Annotated in this window: 21 protein-coding genes and 1 tRNA gene; 8 read left to right on the top strand and 14 right to left on the bottom strand. The window is 32.9% G+C overall.

Annotated features, from left to right (window positions below; genetic code table 11):
* Positions 1-14: 14 nt before the first annotated feature.
* From A4F88_RS19265 to dnaA, 10 genes are all read right to left on the bottom strand, one after another.
* Complete coding sequence (locus A4F88_RS19265) at positions 15-1,379, bottom strand: methylmalonyl-CoA mutase subunit beta (protein WP_068844404.1); 1,365 nt, start codon at positions 1,377-1,379, stop codon at positions 15-17.
* A 16-nt stretch (positions 1,380-1,395) separates the two neighbouring features.
* Positions 1,396-1,722 (bottom strand): FtsB family cell division protein, encoded by a 327-nt coding sequence (locus A4F88_RS19270; RefSeq protein ID WP_068844405.1) that lies wholly within the window; start codon positions 1,720-1,722, stop codon positions 1,396-1,398.
* Between the two features lie 23 nt (positions 1,723-1,745).
* Entirely contained in the window at positions 1,746-2,345 is a 600-nt protein-coding gene (locus A4F88_RS19275; RefSeq protein WP_068844406.1) for a hypothetical protein, read from the bottom strand.
* Positions 2,346-2,406: 61 nt separating this feature from the next.
* Positions 2,407-3,015 (bottom strand): uridine kinase, encoded by a 609-nt coding sequence (gene udk / locus A4F88_RS19280; RefSeq protein ID WP_068844407.1) that lies wholly within the window; start codon positions 3,013-3,015, stop codon positions 2,407-2,409.
* A 254-nt stretch (positions 3,016-3,269) separates the two neighbouring features.
* Complete coding sequence (locus A4F88_RS19285) at positions 3,270-4,151, bottom strand: SDR family oxidoreductase (RefSeq protein ID WP_068844408.1); 882 nt, start codon at positions 4,149-4,151, stop codon at positions 3,270-3,272.
* A gap of 78 nt (positions 4,152-4,229) precedes the next feature.
* Complete coding sequence (locus A4F88_RS19290) at positions 4,230-5,357, bottom strand: methionine aminotransferase (protein WP_068844645.1); 1,128 nt, start codon at positions 5,355-5,357, stop codon at positions 4,230-4,232.
* Positions 5,350-5,865, bottom strand: coding sequence for an energy transducer TonB (locus tag A4F88_RS19295; RefSeq protein WP_068844409.1), 516 nt, complete (start codon positions 5,863-5,865; stop codon positions 5,350-5,352). The genes A4F88_RS19290 and A4F88_RS19295 overlap by 8 nt, the downstream gene beginning before the upstream one ends.
* A gap of 12 nt (positions 5,866-5,877) precedes the next feature.
* The gene (locus tag A4F88_RS19300; protein WP_068844410.1) at positions 5,878-6,591 is read right to left on the bottom strand and encodes an SAM-dependent methyltransferase; all 714 of its coding nucleotides are present in this window, start codon (positions 6,589-6,591) and stop codon (positions 5,878-5,880) included.
* 74 nt (positions 6,592-6,665) lie between these two features.
* Positions 6,666-7,133, bottom strand: coding sequence for a low molecular weight protein-tyrosine-phosphatase (locus tag A4F88_RS19305; protein ID WP_068844411.1), 468 nt, complete (start codon positions 7,131-7,133; stop codon positions 6,666-6,668).
* 9 nt (positions 7,134-7,142) lie between these two features.
* On the bottom strand, positions 7,143-8,570 hold the full coding sequence (gene dnaA, locus A4F88_RS19310; protein ID WP_065451227.1) for a chromosomal replication initiator protein DnaA: 1,428 nt from the start codon (positions 8,568-8,570) through the stop codon (positions 7,143-7,145).
* 187 nt (positions 8,571-8,757) lie between these two features.
* Between dnaA and A4F88_RS19315 the strand changes: the two genes are divergently transcribed.
* A complete protein-coding gene (locus tag A4F88_RS19315; RefSeq protein ID WP_068844412.1) occupies positions 8,758-9,162 on the top strand; it encodes an acyl-CoA thioesterase in 405 nt (134 codons plus the stop codon).
* A gap of 31 nt (positions 9,163-9,193) precedes the next feature.
* Here A4F88_RS19315 and A4F88_RS19320 read toward each other — a convergent pair whose 3' ends face one another.
* The 3 genes from A4F88_RS19320 to ribD are packed head-to-tail and all read right to left on the bottom strand — an operon-like array spanning position 9,194 to position 11,480.
* A complete protein-coding gene (locus A4F88_RS19320; RefSeq protein WP_068844413.1) occupies positions 9,194-9,826 on the bottom strand; it encodes an IMPACT family protein in 633 nt (210 codons plus the stop codon).
* Between the two features lie 9 nt (positions 9,827-9,835).
* Entirely contained in the window at positions 9,836-10,438 is a 603-nt protein-coding gene (locus A4F88_RS19325) for an HAD family hydrolase (protein WP_068844414.1), read from the bottom strand.
* The gene (gene ribD / locus A4F88_RS19330; RefSeq protein WP_068844415.1) at positions 10,431-11,480 is read right to left on the bottom strand and encodes a bifunctional diaminohydroxyphosphoribosylaminopyrimidine deaminase/5-amino-6-(5-phosphoribosylamino)uracil reductase RibD; all 1,050 of its coding nucleotides are present in this window, start codon (positions 11,478-11,480) and stop codon (positions 10,431-10,433) included. The genes A4F88_RS19325 and ribD overlap by 8 nt, the downstream gene beginning before the upstream one ends.
* Positions 11,481-11,607: 127 nt before the next feature.
* Here ribD and A4F88_RS19335 point away from each other — a divergent pair, with 127 nt between their 5' ends.
* From A4F88_RS19335 to prmC, 3 genes are read left to right on the top strand one after another with little or no spacing between them, the layout of a single operon-like run.
* Positions 11,608-12,093 carry a GNAT family N-acetyltransferase gene (locus tag A4F88_RS19335; RefSeq protein WP_068844416.1) on the top strand — a complete coding sequence of 162 codons (486 nt, stop codon included), beginning with the start codon at positions 11,608-11,610 and terminating at the stop codon, positions 12,091-12,093.
* 4 nt (positions 12,094-12,097) lie between these two features.
* The gene (locus A4F88_RS19340) at positions 12,098-12,907 is read left to right on the top strand and encodes a hypothetical protein (protein ID WP_068844417.1); all 810 of its coding nucleotides are present in this window, start codon (positions 12,098-12,100) and stop codon (positions 12,905-12,907) included.
* Positions 12,908-12,940: 33 nt separating this feature from the next.
* Complete coding sequence (gene prmC, locus A4F88_RS19345) at positions 12,941-13,795, top strand: peptide chain release factor N(5)-glutamine methyltransferase (RefSeq protein ID WP_068844418.1); 855 nt, start codon at positions 12,941-12,943, stop codon at positions 13,793-13,795.
* A 54-nt stretch (positions 13,796-13,849) separates the two neighbouring features.
* Here prmC and A4F88_RS19350 read toward each other — a convergent pair whose 3' ends face one another.
* A complete protein-coding gene (locus A4F88_RS19350; RefSeq protein ID WP_068844419.1) occupies positions 13,850-15,094 on the bottom strand; it encodes an ABC transporter permease in 1,245 nt (414 codons plus the stop codon).
* A 210-nt stretch (positions 15,095-15,304) separates the two neighbouring features.
* Between A4F88_RS19350 and hisS the strand changes: the two genes are divergently transcribed.
* From hisS to dnaJ, 4 genes are all read left to right on the top strand, one after another.
* The gene (gene hisS / locus A4F88_RS19355; RefSeq protein WP_068844420.1) at positions 15,305-16,735 is read left to right on the top strand and encodes a histidine--tRNA ligase; all 1,431 of its coding nucleotides are present in this window, start codon (positions 15,305-15,307) and stop codon (positions 16,733-16,735) included.
* Positions 16,736-17,024: 289 nt separating this feature from the next.
* A tRNA-Trp gene (locus A4F88_RS19365) sits at positions 17,025-17,095 on the top strand.
* Between the two features lie 496 nt (positions 17,096-17,591).
* The gene (locus A4F88_RS19370) at positions 17,592-18,170 is read left to right on the top strand and encodes a nucleotide exchange factor GrpE (RefSeq protein ID WP_068844422.1); all 579 of its coding nucleotides are present in this window, start codon (positions 17,592-17,594) and stop codon (positions 18,168-18,170) included.
* Positions 18,171-18,269: 99 nt separating this feature from the next.
* Positions 18,270-19,382 (top strand): molecular chaperone DnaJ, encoded by a 1,113-nt coding sequence (dnaJ, locus tag A4F88_RS19375; RefSeq protein WP_068844423.1) that lies wholly within the window; start codon positions 18,270-18,272, stop codon positions 19,380-19,382.
* The last annotated feature ends 40 nt before the right edge of the window (positions 19,383-19,422 follow it).

The following is a 19,422-nucleotide window of genomic DNA, read 5'->3' on the forward strand; positions in this document are numbered from 1 at the left end:
TACTTAGAAAAAAGTTATTCAAGTTCCAGTCGTTCTTGTTCCAGTTTTTCAGCAAGTCTTTTTTCTATTATGGGTGTAATTAATGTTTTTCTCGGTTTTATTTTCACAAACGGAAACAATTCGAGGTCATGTTTCATTTTGTCTTCTTTATTAGGGTATTTATTTGTCCCTAATAATACTTCTTTTTTAGAATCGAATAATTCTTGTTCTTTTGCGGCACTTTCCTGAATTTTCTTTTTGATTATTCCATCGTTTAAAAGCTTCAGGAAACCACCATTAGCTTCAATATCTTTGAATAAATTTAAACTTTTTTCTGCCAGTTGCATGGTCAGACTTTCGATATAATAACTTCCATCTGAAGGATTGTTGACTTTGTCAAAATAACTTTCATGTTTTAAAATCAATAATTGATTTCGTGCAATTCTGTCGCCAAATTCATTGTCTTTATGATATAAGGAATCATAAGGTAAATTTGCAACAGCATCAGCGCCTCCTAAAATGGCCGACATACATTCTGTAGTAGTACGCAGCATATTAACATTATAATCGTAAATCGTTTTATTACGTTTAGTAGGTGTTACTAAAAAATGACAGGTTATGTCCGGATTATATTCAGCGGCAATTATTTTAAAAAGCATTCGTAAAGCACGAAGTTTTGCAATTTCAAAGAAATAATTTGTTCCAACTGAAATTTGAAAAACAATTGGTTTTGTAATAGATGGTAAACGGTTCAGATACTCATTTGCGTGCGCTAAACTATAAGCAATTTGCTGCGTAATGTTAGCACCTGCATTTTGGTATAATCCTAAATCAACGCTTAATAATGGAAGGTTGGTTGTGGCTTTTGAAATGTTTTCTAGCGTTTCAAAATTATTTTTATCAGAGGTTGTAAACCAGTTTCCTTCTTTTGCGAAATAACCAATAGGATCAATATTGCAATAAAAAACGGCTTTTTTCCGGATAGAAATTGTGTCCAGTAATTTTACGAAATCGATTGAAATAAAAGTCAAATTAAAGTAAACGATTCTGTTTTCTAAAGGAAGTTTTTCTAATAATTTTTGAATATCAGTTTTTTCGTTCTGAATAGTAAAACGCAAACTTTCAGCACCTCTTTCAATAGTGTTAATTGCTCTTTGAATCGATTTATCGATATCGTGTACAAAAATGTTTTGGCAAATTTTAAAGTTTGAAACCTCTGTTTTTACAGTTGCAGCTTTTGAAAATTCATCTCTGTGATAAAATGGTTTAACCTGAATATCTTCCGGAGAATTCCAAATTACAGTTTCGTTATAATCAGCTCCATCTAATTCAAACTGAATTTTTTGTTTCCATTGTTTGGATGAAATTGGACTAAAATTGTCGAATAGGTTAGTAGCCATTGGGTATTTTTTCTGGTTATTCTTTATCTTGAATGGTGTCTCCTTCAAATTGAATGATGTAAATATCTTCGCTGTCTTTTTTCATAAAGTACTTTTCGCGGGCATATTTTTCTATTTGTTCAGGATTTTTGAGCTGCTTGATTTGCTCTTCGTCTTTTTTGATCTCTTTTTGGAAATATTTTTTATTATCCTGCAACTCATTGATTTGATGGTCTAAAAAACGGTGATCAAAATAAGAATAATTGTCTAAAAATAACATCCAGACCACAAAAAAAAGCAATACCCAAACATACTTATTGCTCAGGAATTTAAACCATCGTTTGTCTTTATATGGATTTGTCATTCTCTTAGTTTTAGTTTAATCCGTTATTTTTTAAATTTTATAGTTTCAACTATCGATAATAATTCATTGAATTGCTTTTGCATTGATGAATTATCCTTGCTGTCAAATTTTAAATCAAGATCATGAATTTTTTCATTTCTTTCAATGAATAATCTCCCTTTTTTTATAGTGTCGATCTCAGTATTATTTGAGTAATCATATTGATATAAAAAATAGGAATATTTTCGGTTTTTAATTACAGTATCTTTTAATGGGACAACAATCTCATAATTTTTGTTATTCCCCTGAGAAAAAAACTTGTTTTGTTTTCTGATCTCTTTCAAAATAACTTTTTTATAATCTTTGTTGTCCTTATTTTCAATTATGCTGTTACTAATAGTAACTCCTTTTCTTTCCCTGAAATTTTTCTTATTTGAGTAAAAAGAAAAGGAATAAATGTCTGAGTCTCCTTTTGAAATTAATTGACGATCAGGAAATTTGGTCAAATTATATTCTCCCAGATTAATAGAATCAATTATAAACTCATTAGGTACAGTAAGACTAAAATATTTATTACTGAAGGATTTATATCTTGTGCATCCCAATACAAAAAGTAATAAAATGTAAAAAATAAATCGTTTCATTGTTTTGCAACAGATTTTTCTTAAATGTAACTAGAAATATGAGTTAAATTTACAATAAATATTATGAAATACGTTGATTAATTACTGCACGAACAACATCAATTGCTACCGTGTTGTATTTGTCATTTGGAATAATAATGTCTGCAAAAGCTTTTGATGGTTCTATAAATTGCTCATGCATAGGTTTTAATGTGTTTTGATAACGTGTTAAAACCTCATCAATATCACGTCCGCGTTCAGAAATATCTCTTTTTAAACGACGAATTAATCTTTCGTCAGAATCAGCATGAACATATATTTTAATGTCAAAAAGTTCGCGTAATTCCGGATTCGTTAAAATTAAGATTCCTTCCACAATCATTACCTTTCTTGGGTGTGTTGATACCGTATCGTCAGTTCTGTTATGTTGTATAAACGAATAAACCGGCTGATCTATTGTTTCGCCTGCTTTTAAAGCCTTAAGATGCTTTACCAATAATTCAAAATCAATGGCACGCGGATGATCGAAATTTATTAATGCTCTTTCGTCAAAAGACAAATTGGTTGTTTCTTTATAATACGAATCCTGAGAAATTACCCCAACTTCAGTATCCGGCAATTCGTTCATGATTTGATGTACTACTGTAGTTTTTCCACTTCCTGTTCCTCCTGCAAGTCCAATAATGAGCATAAAATTTGATGTTATATATTTGTTCGGCAAAAATAATAATTTAACTGAATTGTGTAAGCATATTAACGTATTTAAACCAGATAAGTGATAGAAGTAAATTTAAGCAAACAGATGTTTAAGCAATTCATTACTTCGTTGAAATTATATTACTTATATGGCAAAAACATAAAAAAATCCCGAAAGCAGTACTTTCGGGATTTCGCGCAATCAGTATAGTTTTAATAAAATATTCTGAATTTAGTAAGCACGTAAAATTATTTATTCTTTTTAGCTTTTATCATCATTTCCAGCTGATCCCAAAGCTCTTCCGGGATTGCTTCCAGTAAGTTGAATTGTCCGGCACCTTTTAGCCATTCGCCACCATCAATAGTAATCACATCACCATTTACATAAGCTGAAAAATCAGAAACTAAATAAGCCGCAAGATTGGCTAATTCCTGATGATCACCTACACGTTTTAAAGGAACTTTTTTTGCCATGTCGAACTTTTCAGAAAGATCTCCCGGTAATAATCTGTCCCAGGCTCCTTTTGTCGGGAATGGTCCCGGAGCGATGGCATTAGAACGAATTCCGTATTTTGCCCATTCTACAGCAAGACTACGTGTCATGGCCAAAACTCCTGCTTTTGCAGTTGCGCTTGGTACCACATAAGCAGATCCTGTCCAGGCATAAGTAGTTACAATATTTAAAATAGTAGCTGATGTTTGTTTGCTGTCGATCCAGTGTTTTCCAAAAGCCAGAGTACAGTTTTTAGAACCTTTTAATACGATATCTATAACAGTATCAAATGCATTGGCAGATAAACGTTCTGTAGGAGAAATGAAATTTCCGGCAGCATTGTTTAATAAAACATCAACTTTGCCAAAAGTTTTTAAAACTTCCTGAAGCATGTTTTCTACTTCTTCATAATGACGAACGTCACATTGAAGCGGTAAACATTTGCCTCCTGTTTCTGTTTCAAGTTCTGTAGCAGTGTTTTTTAGCTTTTCTAAATCTCTTGAAGTAATAGCTACCTGAGCACCTAATTCTAAGAAATATTTAGTCATTGCTTTTCCTAAACCACTTCCGCCGCCTGTAACGACAATGACCTTACCTTTTAAAGCGTCATCTCTCAACATTTTATCTGTATAGCTCATATTTTTCTCTTTTTTATTACAATATTAATTAAATAAATAGGATGCACGCATAATAATGTTATAAAATTTTAATAAACTTTATATATCACATAATTTTTTTGTTGCTGATTCTAAAGTAAAATTGTCTTTTGCAAAACAAAAACGAATTAATCTTTGGTCTTTATGATCAGAATAAAAAGTAGAAATTGGAATCGCGGCAACGCCATGATCTATAATGAGTTTTTTACAAAAAGTAACATCGTCATCGTTTGAAATATTGGCATAAGAAGCCACCTGAAAGTAAGTTCCCTCACAAGGTTTTAATTCGAATGAACTGTTTTGAAGTAGTTTTTGAAAGTAATCTCGTTTTTCCTGATAGAATTTTCCTAAAAGATTGACATCTACAACATCTAAATATTCGCTTATGGCAGCTTGAGAAATACTGTTAACGCTGAAAACCAGAAACTGATGTACTTTTTTAATTTCTTTCATCAAATGTTCAGGAGCAACGGTATAACCAATTTTCCAGCCTGTAATATGAAATGATTTTCCGAAAGAAGAAACCATTATGCAACGGTTTAAAAGGAAATCTTTGGTATGAGCCGAAATATGTTTTTCTTCGAAAGTAATATATTCATAGACTTCATCTGATAAAACGAGAATGTCAGGAAATTTAGAAAGTAATTTTTCTAATTGAAGAAAATCAGATTCCGTTAAAATTTTTCCTGTTGGATTATGCGGATTGTTTATGATTATCATCTTGGTTTTTGATGAACATGCTTTTTCAATCGTTTCCCAATTTGGAGTATAATCATCATTTAGGGCAACACGAACTGGTTTTGCATTGCATAATAAAACAGGAGATTCGTATGAATCATAACTCGGATCCAGAATAATAACTTCGTCCCCGGTTTTTACCAAAGCTAAAATCGTAGTGAAAATTCCTTGAGTTGCGCCTGCAGTAACCAAAATCTCTGTTTCGGGAAGAATAGTTCTGTTGTATGAACTCTGAACCAGTTTTGCAATTTGATTCATCAAAGGCGGGAAACCTGCCATTGGTGTATATTGATGTACGTTTTCTTTGGATAATCTCGCAATAATATCAGTTAATCTTTCGTCTACAGGAAAGTTCGGAAATCCTTGTGAAAGATTTATCGCATTATGTTCAGCTGCCATTTTAGACATTACTGTGAAAATGCTGGTGGTTACGTTTGGAAGTTTACTCATCATAATATACATCTATTGGTATTGTTAAATTATAGCGAACTCTTACAGGTGCTTGATTATGTATTCCAGGGATCCATTTTGGGCATTTTGTCAGAACACGAATTGCTTCCTTTCCTGTCCCGTAACCTTCATCTTTGGTGAATTTTATATCACTAAGCTTGCCGTCTTTTTCAACTATAAAATTAACATCGACTGTTCCTTTTACCTGAAGTTCTTCTTCGGGATATTTAGTGTTTTGCCTAAGGAATTTTTGAAGTTTTTTTATTCCTCCTGGAAAATCAGGTTTTACATCTATCGAGTCAATATTGTAGATTGTGTTGTCTTCCTTGATTTGAATTTCACTATCGTCTGTGCTGGTATTTATTTCTGAAACAGCCTTTTTATCTTCATTAGTGGTAGTGACATTTTGTTCTGTATTCGGGTTTTTTGATACTTTTTTAGTATCAGGAGAAGAAATACATTGAGTGAAACAAACTGCAATTAAAATTGGATAAAATATTTTTTTCATAAATGATGTTTTTTACATTTTATGAATAATAAAAATCGTTGGTCTGTTATGTAAATCAACTTTTAATTTTTTCCAATCTGCAACACGCATTGTTTTAATGAATTCTGTTGGTAGAGTAATATCAGTTGCAATACAAAGGTGAGTCGAAGGATTTACAATTTGCAAAATATCTTCAACCAATTTATTGTTTCTGTATGGAGTTTCTATAAAAATCTGAGATTGATTTTTATCCTGAGATAATTTCTCAAAATGTTTTAATGCCGATTTTTTCTCATCTTTATCAATGGGTAAATATCCGTTGAAGGTAAAGCTTTGTCCATTCATTCCGGAAGCCATCATCGCTAATAAGATAGAAGAAGGTCCAACTAATGGTATTACCTGAATACCTTTTTCATGTGCCAGTTTTACAATTACAGCGCCAGGATCAGCAACTCCGGGACAACCCGCTTCGCTCATTAAGCCAACATTTTTGCCTTCTAATAATGGTTTGATAAAGTCAAGATGTTCGCTTGGTTCAGTACGTTTGTTTAAGGTAAAAAGTATTAGTTCTGATTGTTTTTTCTCAGGAGAAACTGCTTTTATAGATTTTCTGGCTGTTTTTTCATTTTCAACAATATAATAATCTATAAAATCAATACTTCTTTTTACAGTTTGTGGTAAAACGTCCATTGGATCGCTTTCGCCCATTGTTGTTGGAATTAGATATAATTTTCCTGGAAGTTTCATTTTGTGATATTTTATAGTTTAAAAACAAAAATGTATCTCAATTATTGAATCCAATAACTGAAATACAAGCTAAATTATGAATGCTTTTTGATGAGTTTTTGAGCAATGATTTCGGCAACTTCATCTAACATTTCGTATACATTATCAAAACCGTTTGCTGCTCCAAAATAAGGATCCGGTACATCTACATTTTCACCGGGAAATAATTCATTTAGAATAAGGGAAACTTTGTTTTTATGCTCCTGAGTTTTGGCCAGCTGAATTACGTCGCGATAATTAGAATTATCCATAACGTAGATGTAATCAAAATCGTCGAAATCAGAAGTTTTAAATTGTCTGCCTTTTTGATTATCAATGCTTAAGCCGTTTTTTCGGGCAACTGCAATTGAACGTTTGTCAGGTGCATGACCTACATGCCATGATCCGGTTCCGGCAGAATCAATGCTAAATTTATCCTGAGGTAATTTTGATGCTAAAATGCCTTCGGCTAAAGGTGACCTGCAAATGTTACCTAAACAAACCATTAAAATTTTTACTGGCATGATTCGCGTTTATAGCGTTAGTTTTTTGTTGATGTCTTCGACAAATTTTTTGAATTGTTTGTCTGTAGAAACTAAATTGTCAACGGTTTTACAAGCATGTAATACGGTAGCGTGATCGCGGTCTCCAATTTGTGAACCAATGTTTGCCAAAGAAGCTTTAGTAAATTTCTTTGCAAAAAACATAGCCAATTGTCTTGCCTGAACAACGTGCCTTTTTCTGGTTTTAGACTGAAGTGTTTCAATATCCAACTGAAAATAATCGGATACAATTTTTTGAATATAATCGATAGAGATTTCTCTCTTAACGTTTTTAACAAATTTCTCTACAACGCTTTTTGCCAGTTCAATTGTAACCTCTTTTTTATTGAAAGAAGATTGAGCAATTAATGAGATGATAGCACCTTCAAGTTCTCTAACATTAGATTTAATGTTGCGGGCAACGTATTCAATAATATCTTCTGGCATTTCAACACCATCACGATATAGGATATTTTTTAAGATCGAAATTCTGGTTTCGTAATCTGGCTGGTGTAACTCTGCAGATAATCCCCATTTAAAACGGGATAACAAACGTTGCTCGATATCCTGCATATCAACAGGAGCTTTGTCTGAAGTTAGAATTACCTGTTTACCGTTTTGGTGCAAGTAGTTGAAAATGTGGAAAAATACGTCCTGAGTTCCTGATTTTCCAGATAAAAACTGAACATCATCAATAATCAAAACGTCGATTAATTGGTAAAAGTGAATGAAATCGTTACGATTGTTCTTTTTAACCGAATCAATATATTGTTGTGTGAAAATCTCGGCAGAAATATATAAAACCGTCTTTTCAGGGTATTTATCTTTAACTTCTACACCTATAGCGTGTGCTAAGTGTGTTTTTCCTAAACCAACTCCACCAAAAATCAACAACGGATTAAATGATGTTCCTCCTGGTTTATTGGCAACAGCCATACCGGCAGAACGGGCTAAACGGTTTGAATCTCCTTCTAAGAAATTATCAAAACTGTAGTTAGGGTTTAACTGTGATTCGATTTTTAAATTTCTGATTCCCGGAATTACAAACGGATTTTTTAGTTCAGGATTTAGGTTTTTAAACGGAGCATCAACCTCTTGAGGTTTCATTGGTACTCTGTTCGAACTTGGTAATTGCTCAGTAAATGGTTGTTTATTGCCATAAGTGTTCTCCATTTTAATTTTATAGAGTAACTTTGCATTTTTTCCCAGTTCTTTGGTAAGTGCAACTTTCAATAATTTAACGTAGTGTTCTTCTAACCATTCGTAGAAAAATTTACTAGGTACTTGAATGTATAACGCGTTGTCGGTTAGCTCAACTGATTTGATTGGTTCAAACCAAGTTTTGTATGCCTGGTCTTGAATATTGTCTTTTATAAAGGACAAACAGTTTTCCCATACCGATTGAGCAGTTTTAGTCATAGATTCAAATAAATTTTTATATTATTGATAAAGATTCTCCTAATAAAAAAGGAGCAATTTTATTCCGTATTTCGGGATAACAAATATGTGAACAAATTTCTTTAAAAAAAAATATTTTAGGCTCAAATTTTATAAAAAAAAGTTGTAAGTGAACTTTTAAAAGTTAAATTTTTTTAATACATAATTAATGAAAAATCATCAAACTCAAGTACGCGTTCGTTACTCAGAAACGGATCAAATGGGAGTTGTTTATCACGGAAATTACGTTCCTTATTTTGAGATAGGACGCGTTGAATGGCTTAGAAATAAAGGGGTTTCGTATAAAAGCATGGAAGAAAGCGGTATTGGATTGCCTATTGTTTCTATGCAAATAAATTATAAAAAATCTGCTCGTTACGATGAGCTTCTTACAATTCATACTACTTTCAAAAGTCAATCCTCAGTGAAGATCGAATTTGACTGCGCGATTTATAACGAGGCGAATGAGTTATTAACAACTGCAGTGTTTATTTTAGTATTTGTATCGTTAAAAACAGGTCGACCAACTGCACCTCCGGATTATATTTTAGAATTATTTAAAACACTGGTATAATTGTTAAAATGCGACAGGTTTTAATGTCAATTTATATAATTTTAATGTCGATTTCAAACATTAAATCAAAAATGTCGAATATTAATTCGGCATTTTTTTTTCGTGTTTTGGTCTTTATTATACCAACCGGAAGACCAGAATCCTCGTTAATCTGCATTTCCTGAGAAATAATTTCGAGTTTTTTTTCTTTAATAACGCGCATCACTTTGTTCATGTTTTTATAATCAAAAGAGATTAAAAAGTGAACATCGATTGTTTTTTCGATGATTTCACAAATTTCAAGCGTCATTTGTGCTGTTGTTTTATAAGCAGTGATTAATCCGCCAACACCTAATTTAATTCCGCCAAAAATCCGAACCACAACAACCAGAACGTTTGTTATGCCAAAAGATTGTATTTGTCCATAAATAGGGGCTCCGGCAGTATTGCTTGGTTCGCCGTCATCATTGGCGCGATAGGATATTTTTGGAGCTGTTCCTAATTGATAGGCGTAACAATAGTGAACGGCATGAGGATGTTGTTTTTTTAAGTTTTCTATAATAGGTTTTACCTCGTCTTCACTTTCTATAGGAAATGCGTAGCCAAAGAATTTACTTCCTTTTTCTTTAAAAAGGACTTCTTCAGATTCAAAAGCAATGGTTTGGTAAGTATCGTTGTATTCCAAAAGTATTGTTTAAAGTAATTTTTTTTCAAATAAGTCTACTACATCTTCCTGGCCTACTTGTAAGTTCCATACATGAAAACCTAAAGCTGCAGCAGAATCTGTGTTTTCTTTTTTATCATCTACAAACAAAGTACGTTTTGGAGATAATTCATGTTTATTAATTAGGTATTGAAAAACTTCTGTATTTGGTTTTCGCATTCCAATCTCAAAAGAAAAATAAACTTTTTCAAAGCATTGGTAAAAATCGCTGTAAAACGAAATACCGGTTTTGTTTTCGAAAGTTTCAATATGAATAGAGTCTGTGTTGCTTAATAAAAACAAGCGATATTTTTTTGAAAGCATTTGCAGGAACTCTAATCGGTACAAAGGGAAATCGGCTAAAATTGCATTCCATGCTTCCAGGATCTCTTCGATAGAAGCATTTGGGATTTCTTTTTGAAAACCAGTCAAAAAATCATCATGCGAAATATCTCCGGTTTCAAACAAAAGGTTCAGGCGGTCCAATGCTGGACTCCATTCTTTAAGACCTAATTTCTGTAGTCCTGAAATGGTAGCTTGTTTGTCTAAATTGATAAAAATATCTCCAAAGTCAAAAATTATAGTATCAATCATGATTTCTAATATTAATTAATTCGTCGCTTTGAATGTAAGTTCTGGTTACGTTTTTCTTTTGAATTATCGGAGCTTGTATTCCTTTTTTGAAAATAGTTTTACCAACAAAAATTCGGGCTTCATCCCAAAGATTTTGATCAATAAAAGTTTGTAAAGTTTGTAATCCGCCTTCAATAATGACTGATTGAATTTGATTTTGATACAAAACAGTCAAAATTTGCGGAATTATATTTTGTTTAAAATCAATTACTTCAAAGATAGTGTTTTCTGTCGAAATAGCAGTTTCAGATTTTGTAAATACAATCGTTTTTACACTGTTGTCAAAAATAAAACTGTCTTTAGAAATACGGTTATTCTGATCTAAAACAACTCTTACAGGATTGGTTCCTGACCAGTCTCTGGTATTCAGTTTTGGATTATCATCGATAACAGTTTGTGTGCCTGCTAAAATGGCTTGTTCTTCGCTTCGCCATTTATGCACCAATTGTCTCGAATAGGTATTGGTAATCCAAACAGGTTTTCGTTCCTGATTAGACTCCTTTTCAGGAGCTAAAAAACCGTCCTGGCTTTCGGCCCATTTAAGGATAATATAAGGTCGCTTTTTTTGATGAAAAGTAAAAAAGCGTTTATTAAGTTCATTACATTCTTTTTCTAAAACACCTACAATTACATTTGCACCAGCTGCAATTAGTTTCTTAATGCCGTTTCCTGCTACTTTTTCATTGGGATCTACAGTTCCAACCACTACATTTGGAATTTCATTCGCTATAATAAGATCACAGCAGGGAGGTGTTTTTCCAAAATGACTGCAAGGTTCCAGGCTAACATAAATAGTAGCTTTTTTTAAAAGCGATTTATCTTTTACAGATCTTACTGCATTTACTTCGGCATGAGGTTCTCCTGCCTTTTTGTGCCACCCTTCGCCAATAATTTTACCTTCATAAATAATTACACTTCCTACCATTGGATTTGGATAAGTTGTTCCAAAACCGTTTTGCGCAAGTTCAATGCATCGTCTGATATATTTTTCATGTGTATTCACCCTGCAAAAGTAATTATTTTTGAGTTTTCTGTCGAAAGTTCTCAGAAATGTTATGAAACAATCCAAATAGTTATAAAACTATCGAAAAAGTATTTTTATTTTTGTGAGGATATAATGAAATTAGAATATGAAAAACTGGACTATCAGAAAAATTGAAAAAGATGATAATGGAGCGGTTGCTCAATTAATACGATCGGTTTTTGATGAAATGGAAATCCCAAAAGTAGGTACGGCATACGAAGATCCGTATTTAGATTTTATGTTTGAAGAATACAACAAGCCCAAAGCTGCTTATTTTGTGGTTGAAGCTGATCATAAAATTGTAGGTTGTTGCGGAATTGCTCCTTTAGAAAACGGAGATCCGGAAATTTGCGAATTGCAAAAAATGTATTTCTTGCCTGAAACGCGTGGTTTAGGAATTGGAAGCGAAATGATGAAAATATGTCTGGATAAAGCCAGAGATTTTGGATTTGTGAAATGCTATATAGAAACGATGCCTTTTATGCATTCTGCTCAAAAATTATACAAAAAATCAGGATTCGAATATTTAGATGCCCCATTAGGAAATACCGGGCACAGTTCTTGTCCGGTTTGGATGCTAAAAGTTTTATAAGCTTATGAAAAAAATTATTCTTGGAATTGTTTTGGTTTCAGTTTTATGTTCTTGTAACAAAACTCAGGAAAAGAAAACAGATAAAAAAGCAGATATTGTCAAGCAGTCTTCTGCAAAAGATTCGGTTTCTGTTAATGAGAAAACTTCTGATGAAGAGTTTAAAAATGACTTTGATATTCTGTTGCCAAGAAGTTACAGGAGTTATGAAGGTAAAAATCCCGCTTTAGAATTAACTGAAAACTGGATGGCTTTGTATGAAGAAAACGGATCTTATTATTTAGGAAAAGCCGGTTTTAAAATTGATAAAGGATTTGATGATTGTTCAGGAGATTCATTAGTGTCAATTCTTCCCATTAATAAAACCATTATTTATCTGGACAATACGGATTTGAAAACCGGAAAAATAAAATCTTTAAAAATAAGTAAAGATAAAATCTGGCCTAAAGAAAAAATAACATTAAACTTTAACAATATCGATTATGTTTTAAGGGGCGAAGGAAAAGTTCTTTCTGAAGAAAAAGTTTATACAGATGGAGATAAACAGGAAGTTTACAAGAAAGTAGAACATTATAAGCTTTATCTAAAATCAGGAAATTCTAAAGAAGAACTGCTTTTAACAGAAGAAGCGTTTAACGATACATTTGTAGTATTGCTCTTTGCAGGAGATATTGATGGAGACGGAAAGCTGGATTTTGTATTTGGTGCCAATAGAGATTATGAAGAAGAACGTGTAATCTTGTTTCTTTCGTCAAAAGCTAAAAATGGAGATGTCATAAAAAAAGTTTCAGAAATAGCAGTTCAGTTTGATTGCTAATCAAATCTTTTTCTAATAAGAGATATAAAAAAAATGAAAATTAAACAATATCGTACTCAGTTTATTAAAGAATTGTCACCTTTTTACGATGCGTACGAAGCGGAGAGTTTTTTCTATTTAATTTTAGAAGACAAGCATCAATTGCGGCAAATTGATCTGGCATTAAATCATGAATTAGCTTTTTCAGAAAGTGATTTTGTTTTGTGGGATTCATTATTGGCCCAACTAAAAAAAGAAGTTCCCATTCAATACCTGTTAGGCAAAACTAATTTTTACGGATTGGATTTTGAGGTAAACGAAAACGTTTTGATTCCGAGGCCTGAAACAGAAGAGCTGGTTGAATGGATTATAAAGGAAAACTCCAAGCTCGGAGGTTCTAAAAAAATAAAGATTTTAGACATTGGTACAGGAAGTGGCTGTATTGCAATTTCATTGGCTAAAAATCTTCCAAATGCACAGGTATATGCTTTAGATGTTTCTAAAAAGGCATTAGAAACAGCCAAAAGAAATGCTGTAAACAATAGAGTTGATGTTACTTTTTTATTGTTGAATATACTGGAAGAAGACGCATTAAAATCTGATTTTGATATTATCGTTTCAAATCCGCCTTATGTACGGAATTTAGAAAAAGAAGAAATCAAAAAGAATGTTTTAGATTATGAACCGCATTTGGCACTTTTTGTAGAAGACAACGATGCTTTGGTTTTTTATAGAAAAATAGCAACATTGGCGCAGAAAAATCTCCTGGAGAACGGACAGTTGTATTTTGAAATCAATCAATACTTAGGGAGGGAAATGAATGATTTGTTAGAGCAAATGGATTTTAAGGATATTGAATTGCGAAAAGATATTTACGACAATGACCGTATGATGAAAGGGATTGTTTAGTTTTTAGTCGCAATCTTTCTTCTGATAGCAAGACTGCGACTAAAAATTCAATAATTATTCATAACGTAAAGCTTCAATAGGATCTAACTTAGATGCTTTTATTGCCGGATACAAACCAGAAACAATGGCAACCGCAAAACTGGTTCCAAAAGCAGCAAAAATGGCCATCCACGGAATCACAAAAGCAAATTTCATAGCTGCAGCAAAAGCAAAACCTACCAGGATTCCCAATACAATTCCAACCAATCCACCAATTTGACCAATCAGTAAAGTTTCGATAAAAAACTGGACAGAAATGGTAACTTTTGTTGCACCCAGGGCTTTTCTTACTCCAATTTCGCGAGTACGTTCTGTAACCGATACAATCATAATATTCATTAAGGCGATCGAAGATCCTAAAATTGTGATGATAGAAATAATCCAGGAAGCCCAGCCTAGATATTTTGTAATTCCCAGAATTCTGTTAATCAAATCGTCGCTTCGGCCAATCCCAAAATTATTATCACGAACCGGACTTAATTTTCGAACACGTCGCATGGTGCTTGTTGCATTGTCTATGGCTTCGTCCAGAAGTTCTTTTTTAGAAACCATTACACTAATGGTATAGTTGATATTTGGAGCCGTAAATAAAGAACGTGCTACTTGTATTGGAATCAAAACACGTAAATCCTGACTATGACCAAAAGTGGATCCTTTTTCTTTTAAAACCCCAATGACTTTAAAACGTGCGCCACGAATCGAAATCACTTTGTCAATCGGATTTACATCTTTTAGTAAGCCTTTTTCAAAATCAGATCCTACAATGCAGGAATAGGTGTTGTTATCAATGTCAAATTGATTAAAAGAACGCCCGGAAGTAGTTTCTAAACCGGAATTATTAATAAAATGTTCATCGACACCTGTAATGGTAATTTCCGGATCTGTTTTGGCGTCTAAATATTTAACTTCGGCCTTTGATGTTGCTGTAAACGAAAGAGAAGTTTCGGTAAAAGGATATTTGTATTTGTTTTTAAAAGCAACAGCTTCCGGATACGAAATGATTGGATTAATTACTTCACGTTCATTTCCGCCACGATTTTTAAGCGTGTTTTCGTATTGATTGATATTGAAAGTGTTGGCTCCCATAGAAGCAAAATTGGTCGAAACCGTATTTTCAAGAGCGGTTACAACAGTTAGAATTCCAACCAAAGCCGTAATTCCGATCGCGATAATTACTACAGTAAGAATGGTTCGCAATAATTGTGTTTTGATAGAACCAAAAGCAATTCGGATATTTTCTTTAAATAATTTTAGCATCATGACCAATTTGTCACGAAAATACGTTTTTTGTTACAAGTTTGTTTTCGAAGAGCTATTATTTATTTTAAAAAATAAGATATTTGCAGACGAATAGAATGAAGAGAAATCTAATATTCTAAATAAATTATAATTCAAAAAGGTTTTTAAATATAAGATTTCAGTAAAAAGAAGTCTAATAATATAAAATCTAAAATCTAATAATCTAAAAGAATGGCTTCAAAACCGAGCATACCAAAAGGAACAAGAGATTTTTCGCCTGCAGAGGTGTCAAAACGTCAATATATCATTCAGACTATAAAAAGTAATTTCGAGAAATTTGGTTTTCAGCCAATCGAAACACCTTCATTTGAGAATTCAGATACCTTAATGGGGAAATATGGAGAAGAAGGAGATCGTTTGATTTTTAAAATATTGAACTCGGGTAACTTTTTCTTTGATAAAAATAATAAAATTGAAATACCGGAATCTATCGAGGCGCTTCAGGTTAATTCTGCTGAAACAATTGATTTGAGTCAGAGAATTGAACTGAATAAATTTACCGGAAAAATTTCAGAAAAAGCTTTACGTTACGATTTAACCGTTCCGTTTGCGAGATACGTAGTACAACATCAAAACGAAATCGAGTTTCCTTTTAAAAGATACCAGATCCAGCCGGTTTGGAGAGCAGATCGTCCGCAAAAAAGTCGTTACAGAGAATTTTTTCAATGTGATGCCGATGTGGTGGGTTCAAAATCATTATGGCAGGAAGTAGAATTAGTGCAATTATACGATACAGTTTTTACTTCTCTGGGTTTAGAAGGTGTTACCATTAAAATCAATAACAGAAAGATATTATCAGGAATTGCAGAAGTAATTGGCGCTTCGGATAAATTGATTGATTTTACGGTTGCCTTAGATAAGCTGGATAAAATAGGAGAAGATGGCGTTAAGAAAGAAATGATCGAAAAAGGTATTTCTGAAGATGCGTTGGTAAAAGTTCAGCCGCTTTTTAGTTTCTCCGGAACATTTTCAGATAAAATCAGTCAGCTTTCAGATTTGTTGGCAGAATCTGAAGAAGGAATGAAAGGAGTAGAGGAACTTAAATTTATTTGTGACAATGTGGCAACTTTAGGCTTGTCAACAGCAATATTGGATCTGGATGTGACACTGGCTCGTGGATTAAATTATTATACAGGAGCTATTTTTGAAGTAGCAGCGCCTAAAACCGTTTCGATAGGTTCTATTGGCGGTGGCGGAAGATACGACGATTTGACGGGTATTTTTGGTTTAAAAAATATGAGTGGTGTTGGAATTTCTTTTGGTTTAGATCGTATTTATGATGTATTAGAAGAATTAAAATTGTTTCCTGATACTGTTGCAGCGACTTCAAAAGCTTTATTTATCAATTATGGAGATAAAGAAGCTTTGTATGCATCACAAGCCATTCAGCAATTAAGAAGAGAAAATATAAAAGTAGAGTTATATCCTGATAATGTAAAAGTAGGAAAACAATTTCAGTATGCAGATAAGCGTATGATTCCGTTTGCAGTAATTGCAGGAGATCAGGAAATTGCTTCAAAGACTTATTCGCTTAAAAATCTGGTTTCAGGAGAGCAAATCGCAGTAGATTTCGAAGGTTTGAAAAATGCTTTGTTGGGCTAACTTTTTGAAGTGGAAGTTTTGCCCAAAGATTGCACAGTTTTAAAAGATTTTTCTATTTCAGGCAGATTAGGCAGATTAAATTTGATTTTTATATTGAAGAAATCGGCTTTAATCTGCCTGAATCTTTTTAAATCTGCGTGAAATATTAAAAAATACTTTACGAGGCTAACTGTCTGGAATAAAAGTTTTTGCTTCAAGTTCCCCGAATTTAAAGGGGTTTCTTTTAAAATCTCTGCATGAAATAGTTGTCAGAGAAGAAAAAAAACTTTTAATTTGCCGACCTTAAGTTACGGGCGTAGTTCAAGGGTAGAATAGCGGTCTCCAAAACCGTTGATGGGGGTTCGAATCCCTCCGCCCGTGCAAAAAAAATATTTTTTACCATAAAGTACGCAAGGATTTTTATCTAAGAATATTTTCAAAAGCACAAAGTTCGCAAAGCTATAGTAATACAAAGCTTTGCGAACTTTGTCTTTTTATAAAGCTTAAGAGTAAAAAACTTTGCGTTCTTTGTATTAATTTTTTTGCTGTTCAGGTTTTGTCATTAATGCATTAAAGATGATTAAAGCATAAAAAAAAAGCTTCGTCTCTATAAGGCGAAGCTTTTTTTAATATAAGGTAAATTTGAATTAATAATTATTTTGAGGCCGGAGCCAACCCTTAAATTCAATTTTGGTGGTAATGATTTATGTTTTACGCTATCAAAGATAAAATAAACTAAAACGTAATAGTCTTAAAATTATACTAAATTTTAAAAGGTTACTTTTGCTTTTTAAACAGCTCAGTTTTAATAAAGTGACAATTTGACATTTTATAAGATTTGGCAGTACTTTTGCAATCCAATAGAAAGAATAAAAAAATGAAGTTTAAGAATATTTTTAAAAATAAAAGTAATATGACTACGGAAAATACAGAATTCGATCAGGAATTAGATGATGTAACGTTAGAAAACAATGCCAACGGTGAGCAGTTAATTGTTGAAGAATTAAGTGTTGAAGAGCAATTGGCTCAAGACTTGGCAAAAGAAAAAGATAAGTTTTTGAGATTATTTGCTGAATTTGAAAATTACAAAAAAAGAACTTCAAAAGAGCGTATCGATTTGTTTAAAACAGCCAACCAAGAAGTTTTGTTAGCCATGCTTCCTGTTTTGGATGATTTTGACAGAGCGATTGTAGAAATCAACAAATCTGAAGATGAAAATTTAACTAAAGGAGTGGAGTTAATCCATGAAAAGTTAAAAAGTACTTTAACCGCAAAAGGTTTAGAGCAAGTTGAAGTAAGAGCAGGTGATGCTTTTAATGCTGATTTTGCTGAGGCAATTACTCAAATTCCGGCTCCGTCTGAGAAATTAAAAGGGAAAATTGTTGATGTTATTGAAAAAGGCTACAAATTAGGAGACAAAATTATTCGTTTCCCTAAAGTGGTTATCGGAAACTAAAAAATGCAAACATAAATTTCAAGTGCATTTTTTGGATTTTGGAATTTTTAAGATTTGGACTCGAGCGCTAGTGAACTGGCGAAGCAATTTAACCTCATTATGAAAAAAGATTTTTACGAAATACTAGGCATTTCAAAGAATGCTGATGCTGCCGAAATAAAAAAAGCTTACCGCAAAAGTGCGCTTAAATATCACCCGGATAAAAATCCAGGCGACAAAGAGGCAGAAGAAAACTTTAAACTTGCAGCAGAAGCTTATGAAGTTTTAAGTGATCCGAACAAAAAAGCGAAATACGATCAATACGGACATCAGGCATTTGACGGTTCCGGCGGATTTGGCGGCGGTCATGGTGGTATGAATATGGATGATATTTTCAGCCAGTTTGGTGACATTTTTGGTGGCGGATTTGGCGGTTTCGGTGGAGGCGGTGGCGGAGGCCCTCGTCGTTCTAAAGGAAGCAATCTTCGAATTAAAGTAAAATTAACTTTAGAAGAAATTGCAAATGGTGTTGAGAAAAAAGTAAAAGTAAAACGTAAAGTTCAGGCTAAAGGCGTAACCTATAAAACTTGTACCACTTGTAATGGTCAGGGTCAGGTAATGCGTGTAACCAATACCATTTTAGGAAGAATGCAATCTGCATCTACATGCCCTACTTGTGGTGGTTCTGGTCAGATTTTAGATAAAAAACCTTCTGAGGCAGATGCTCAGGGAATGGTGGTAGAAGATGAAACAGTTTCTATCAAAATCCCGGCTGGTGTAGTAGATGGTATGCAGTTAAAAGTTTCTAACAAAGGAAACGATGCACCTGGAAATAGTATTCCAGGAGATTTAATTGTAGCAATTGAAGAATTAGAACACGAATTTTTGAAACGTGAAGGTGAAAACATCCATTATGATTTATACATCAGTTTCCCTGAAGCAGTATTAGGATCATCAAAAGATATTGAAGCTATTAACGGAAAAGTTCGTATCAAACTGGAAGAAGGAATTCAATCCGGAAAAATATTAAGATTAAAAGGAAAAGGTATTCCAAGTATAAACGGTTACGGAAGTGGAGATTTGCTGGTTCACGTAAACGTATGGACACCAAAAACACTGAACAAAGAGCAAAAACAATTTTTTGAAAATGCATTAAATGATGAGCACTTTGTTCCAAGTCCTGAAAAATCAGAAAAATCATTTTTTGAGAAAGTAAAAGATATGTTTTCATAAGCCGGACTTTTTCTAAAAAGAACAAATAAATTTCAAAACC

Origin of the sequence: Flavobacterium chilense (assembly GCF_001602525.1) — a bacterium.
Lineage (GTDB): Bacteria > Bacteroidota > Bacteroidia > Flavobacteriales > Flavobacteriaceae > Flavobacterium > Flavobacterium chilense.

Bases quoted from the DNA above. Each gene is read 5' to 3' on its own strand.
- A4F88_RS19265 (WP_068844404.1), bottom strand. From the start codon at position 1,379: ATGGCTACTAACCTATTCGACAATTTTAGTCCAATTTCATCCAAACAA.
- A4F88_RS19270 (WP_068844405.1), bottom strand. From the start codon at position 1,722: ATGACAAATCCATATAAAGACAAACGATGGTTTAAATTCCTGAGCAAT.
- A4F88_RS19275 (WP_068844406.1), bottom strand. From the start codon at position 2,345: ATGAAACGATTTATTTTTTACATTTTATTACTTTTTGTATTGGGATGC.
- udk (WP_068844407.1), bottom strand. From the start codon at position 3,015: ATGCTCATTATTGGACTTGCAGGAGGAACAGGAAGTGGAAAAACTACA.
- A4F88_RS19285 (WP_068844408.1), bottom strand. From the start codon at position 4,151: ATGAGCTATACAGATAAAATGTTGAGAGATGACGCTTTAAAAGGTAAG.
- A4F88_RS19290 (WP_068844645.1), bottom strand. From the start codon at position 5,357: ATGAGTAAACTTCCAAACGTAACCACCAGCATTTTCACAGTAATGTCT.
- A4F88_RS19295 (WP_068844409.1), bottom strand. From the start codon at position 5,865: ATGAAAAAAATATTTTATCCAATTTTAATTGCAGTTTGTTTCACTCAA.
- A4F88_RS19300 (WP_068844410.1), bottom strand. From the start codon at position 6,591: ATGAAACTTCCAGGAAAATTATATCTAATTCCAACAACAATGGGCGAA.
- A4F88_RS19305 (WP_068844411.1), bottom strand. From the start codon at position 7,133: ATGCCAGTAAAAATTTTAATGGTTTGTTTAGGTAACATTTGCAGGTCA.
- dnaA (WP_065451227.1), bottom strand. From the start codon at position 8,570: ATGACTAAAACTGCTCAATCGGTATGGGAAAACTGTTTGTCCTTTATA.
- A4F88_RS19315 (WP_068844412.1), top strand. From the start codon at position 8,758: ATGAAAAATCATCAAACTCAAGTACGCGTTCGTTACTCAGAAACGGAT.
- A4F88_RS19325 (WP_068844414.1), bottom strand. From the start codon at position 10,438: ATGATTGATACTATAATTTTTGACTTTGGAGATATTTTTATCAATTTA.
- A4F88_RS19335 (WP_068844416.1), top strand. From the start codon at position 11,608: ATGAAAAACTGGACTATCAGAAAAATTGAAAAAGATGATAATGGAGCG.
- A4F88_RS19340 (WP_068844417.1), top strand. From the start codon at position 12,098: ATGAAAAAAATTATTCTTGGAATTGTTTTGGTTTCAGTTTTATGTTCT.
- prmC (WP_068844418.1), top strand. From the start codon at position 12,941: ATGAAAATTAAACAATATCGTACTCAGTTTATTAAAGAATTGTCACCT.
- A4F88_RS19350 (WP_068844419.1), bottom strand. From the start codon at position 15,094: ATGATGCTAAAATTATTTAAAGAAAATATCCGAATTGCTTTTGGTTCT.
- hisS (WP_068844420.1), top strand. From the start codon at position 15,305: ATGGCTTCAAAACCGAGCATACCAAAAGGAACAAGAGATTTTTCGCCT.
- A4F88_RS19370 (WP_068844422.1), top strand. From the start codon at position 17,592: ATGAAGTTTAAGAATATTTTTAAAAATAAAAGTAATATGACTACGGAA.
- dnaJ (WP_068844423.1), top strand. From the start codon at position 18,270: ATGAAAAAAGATTTTTACGAAATACTAGGCATTTCAAAGAATGCTGAT.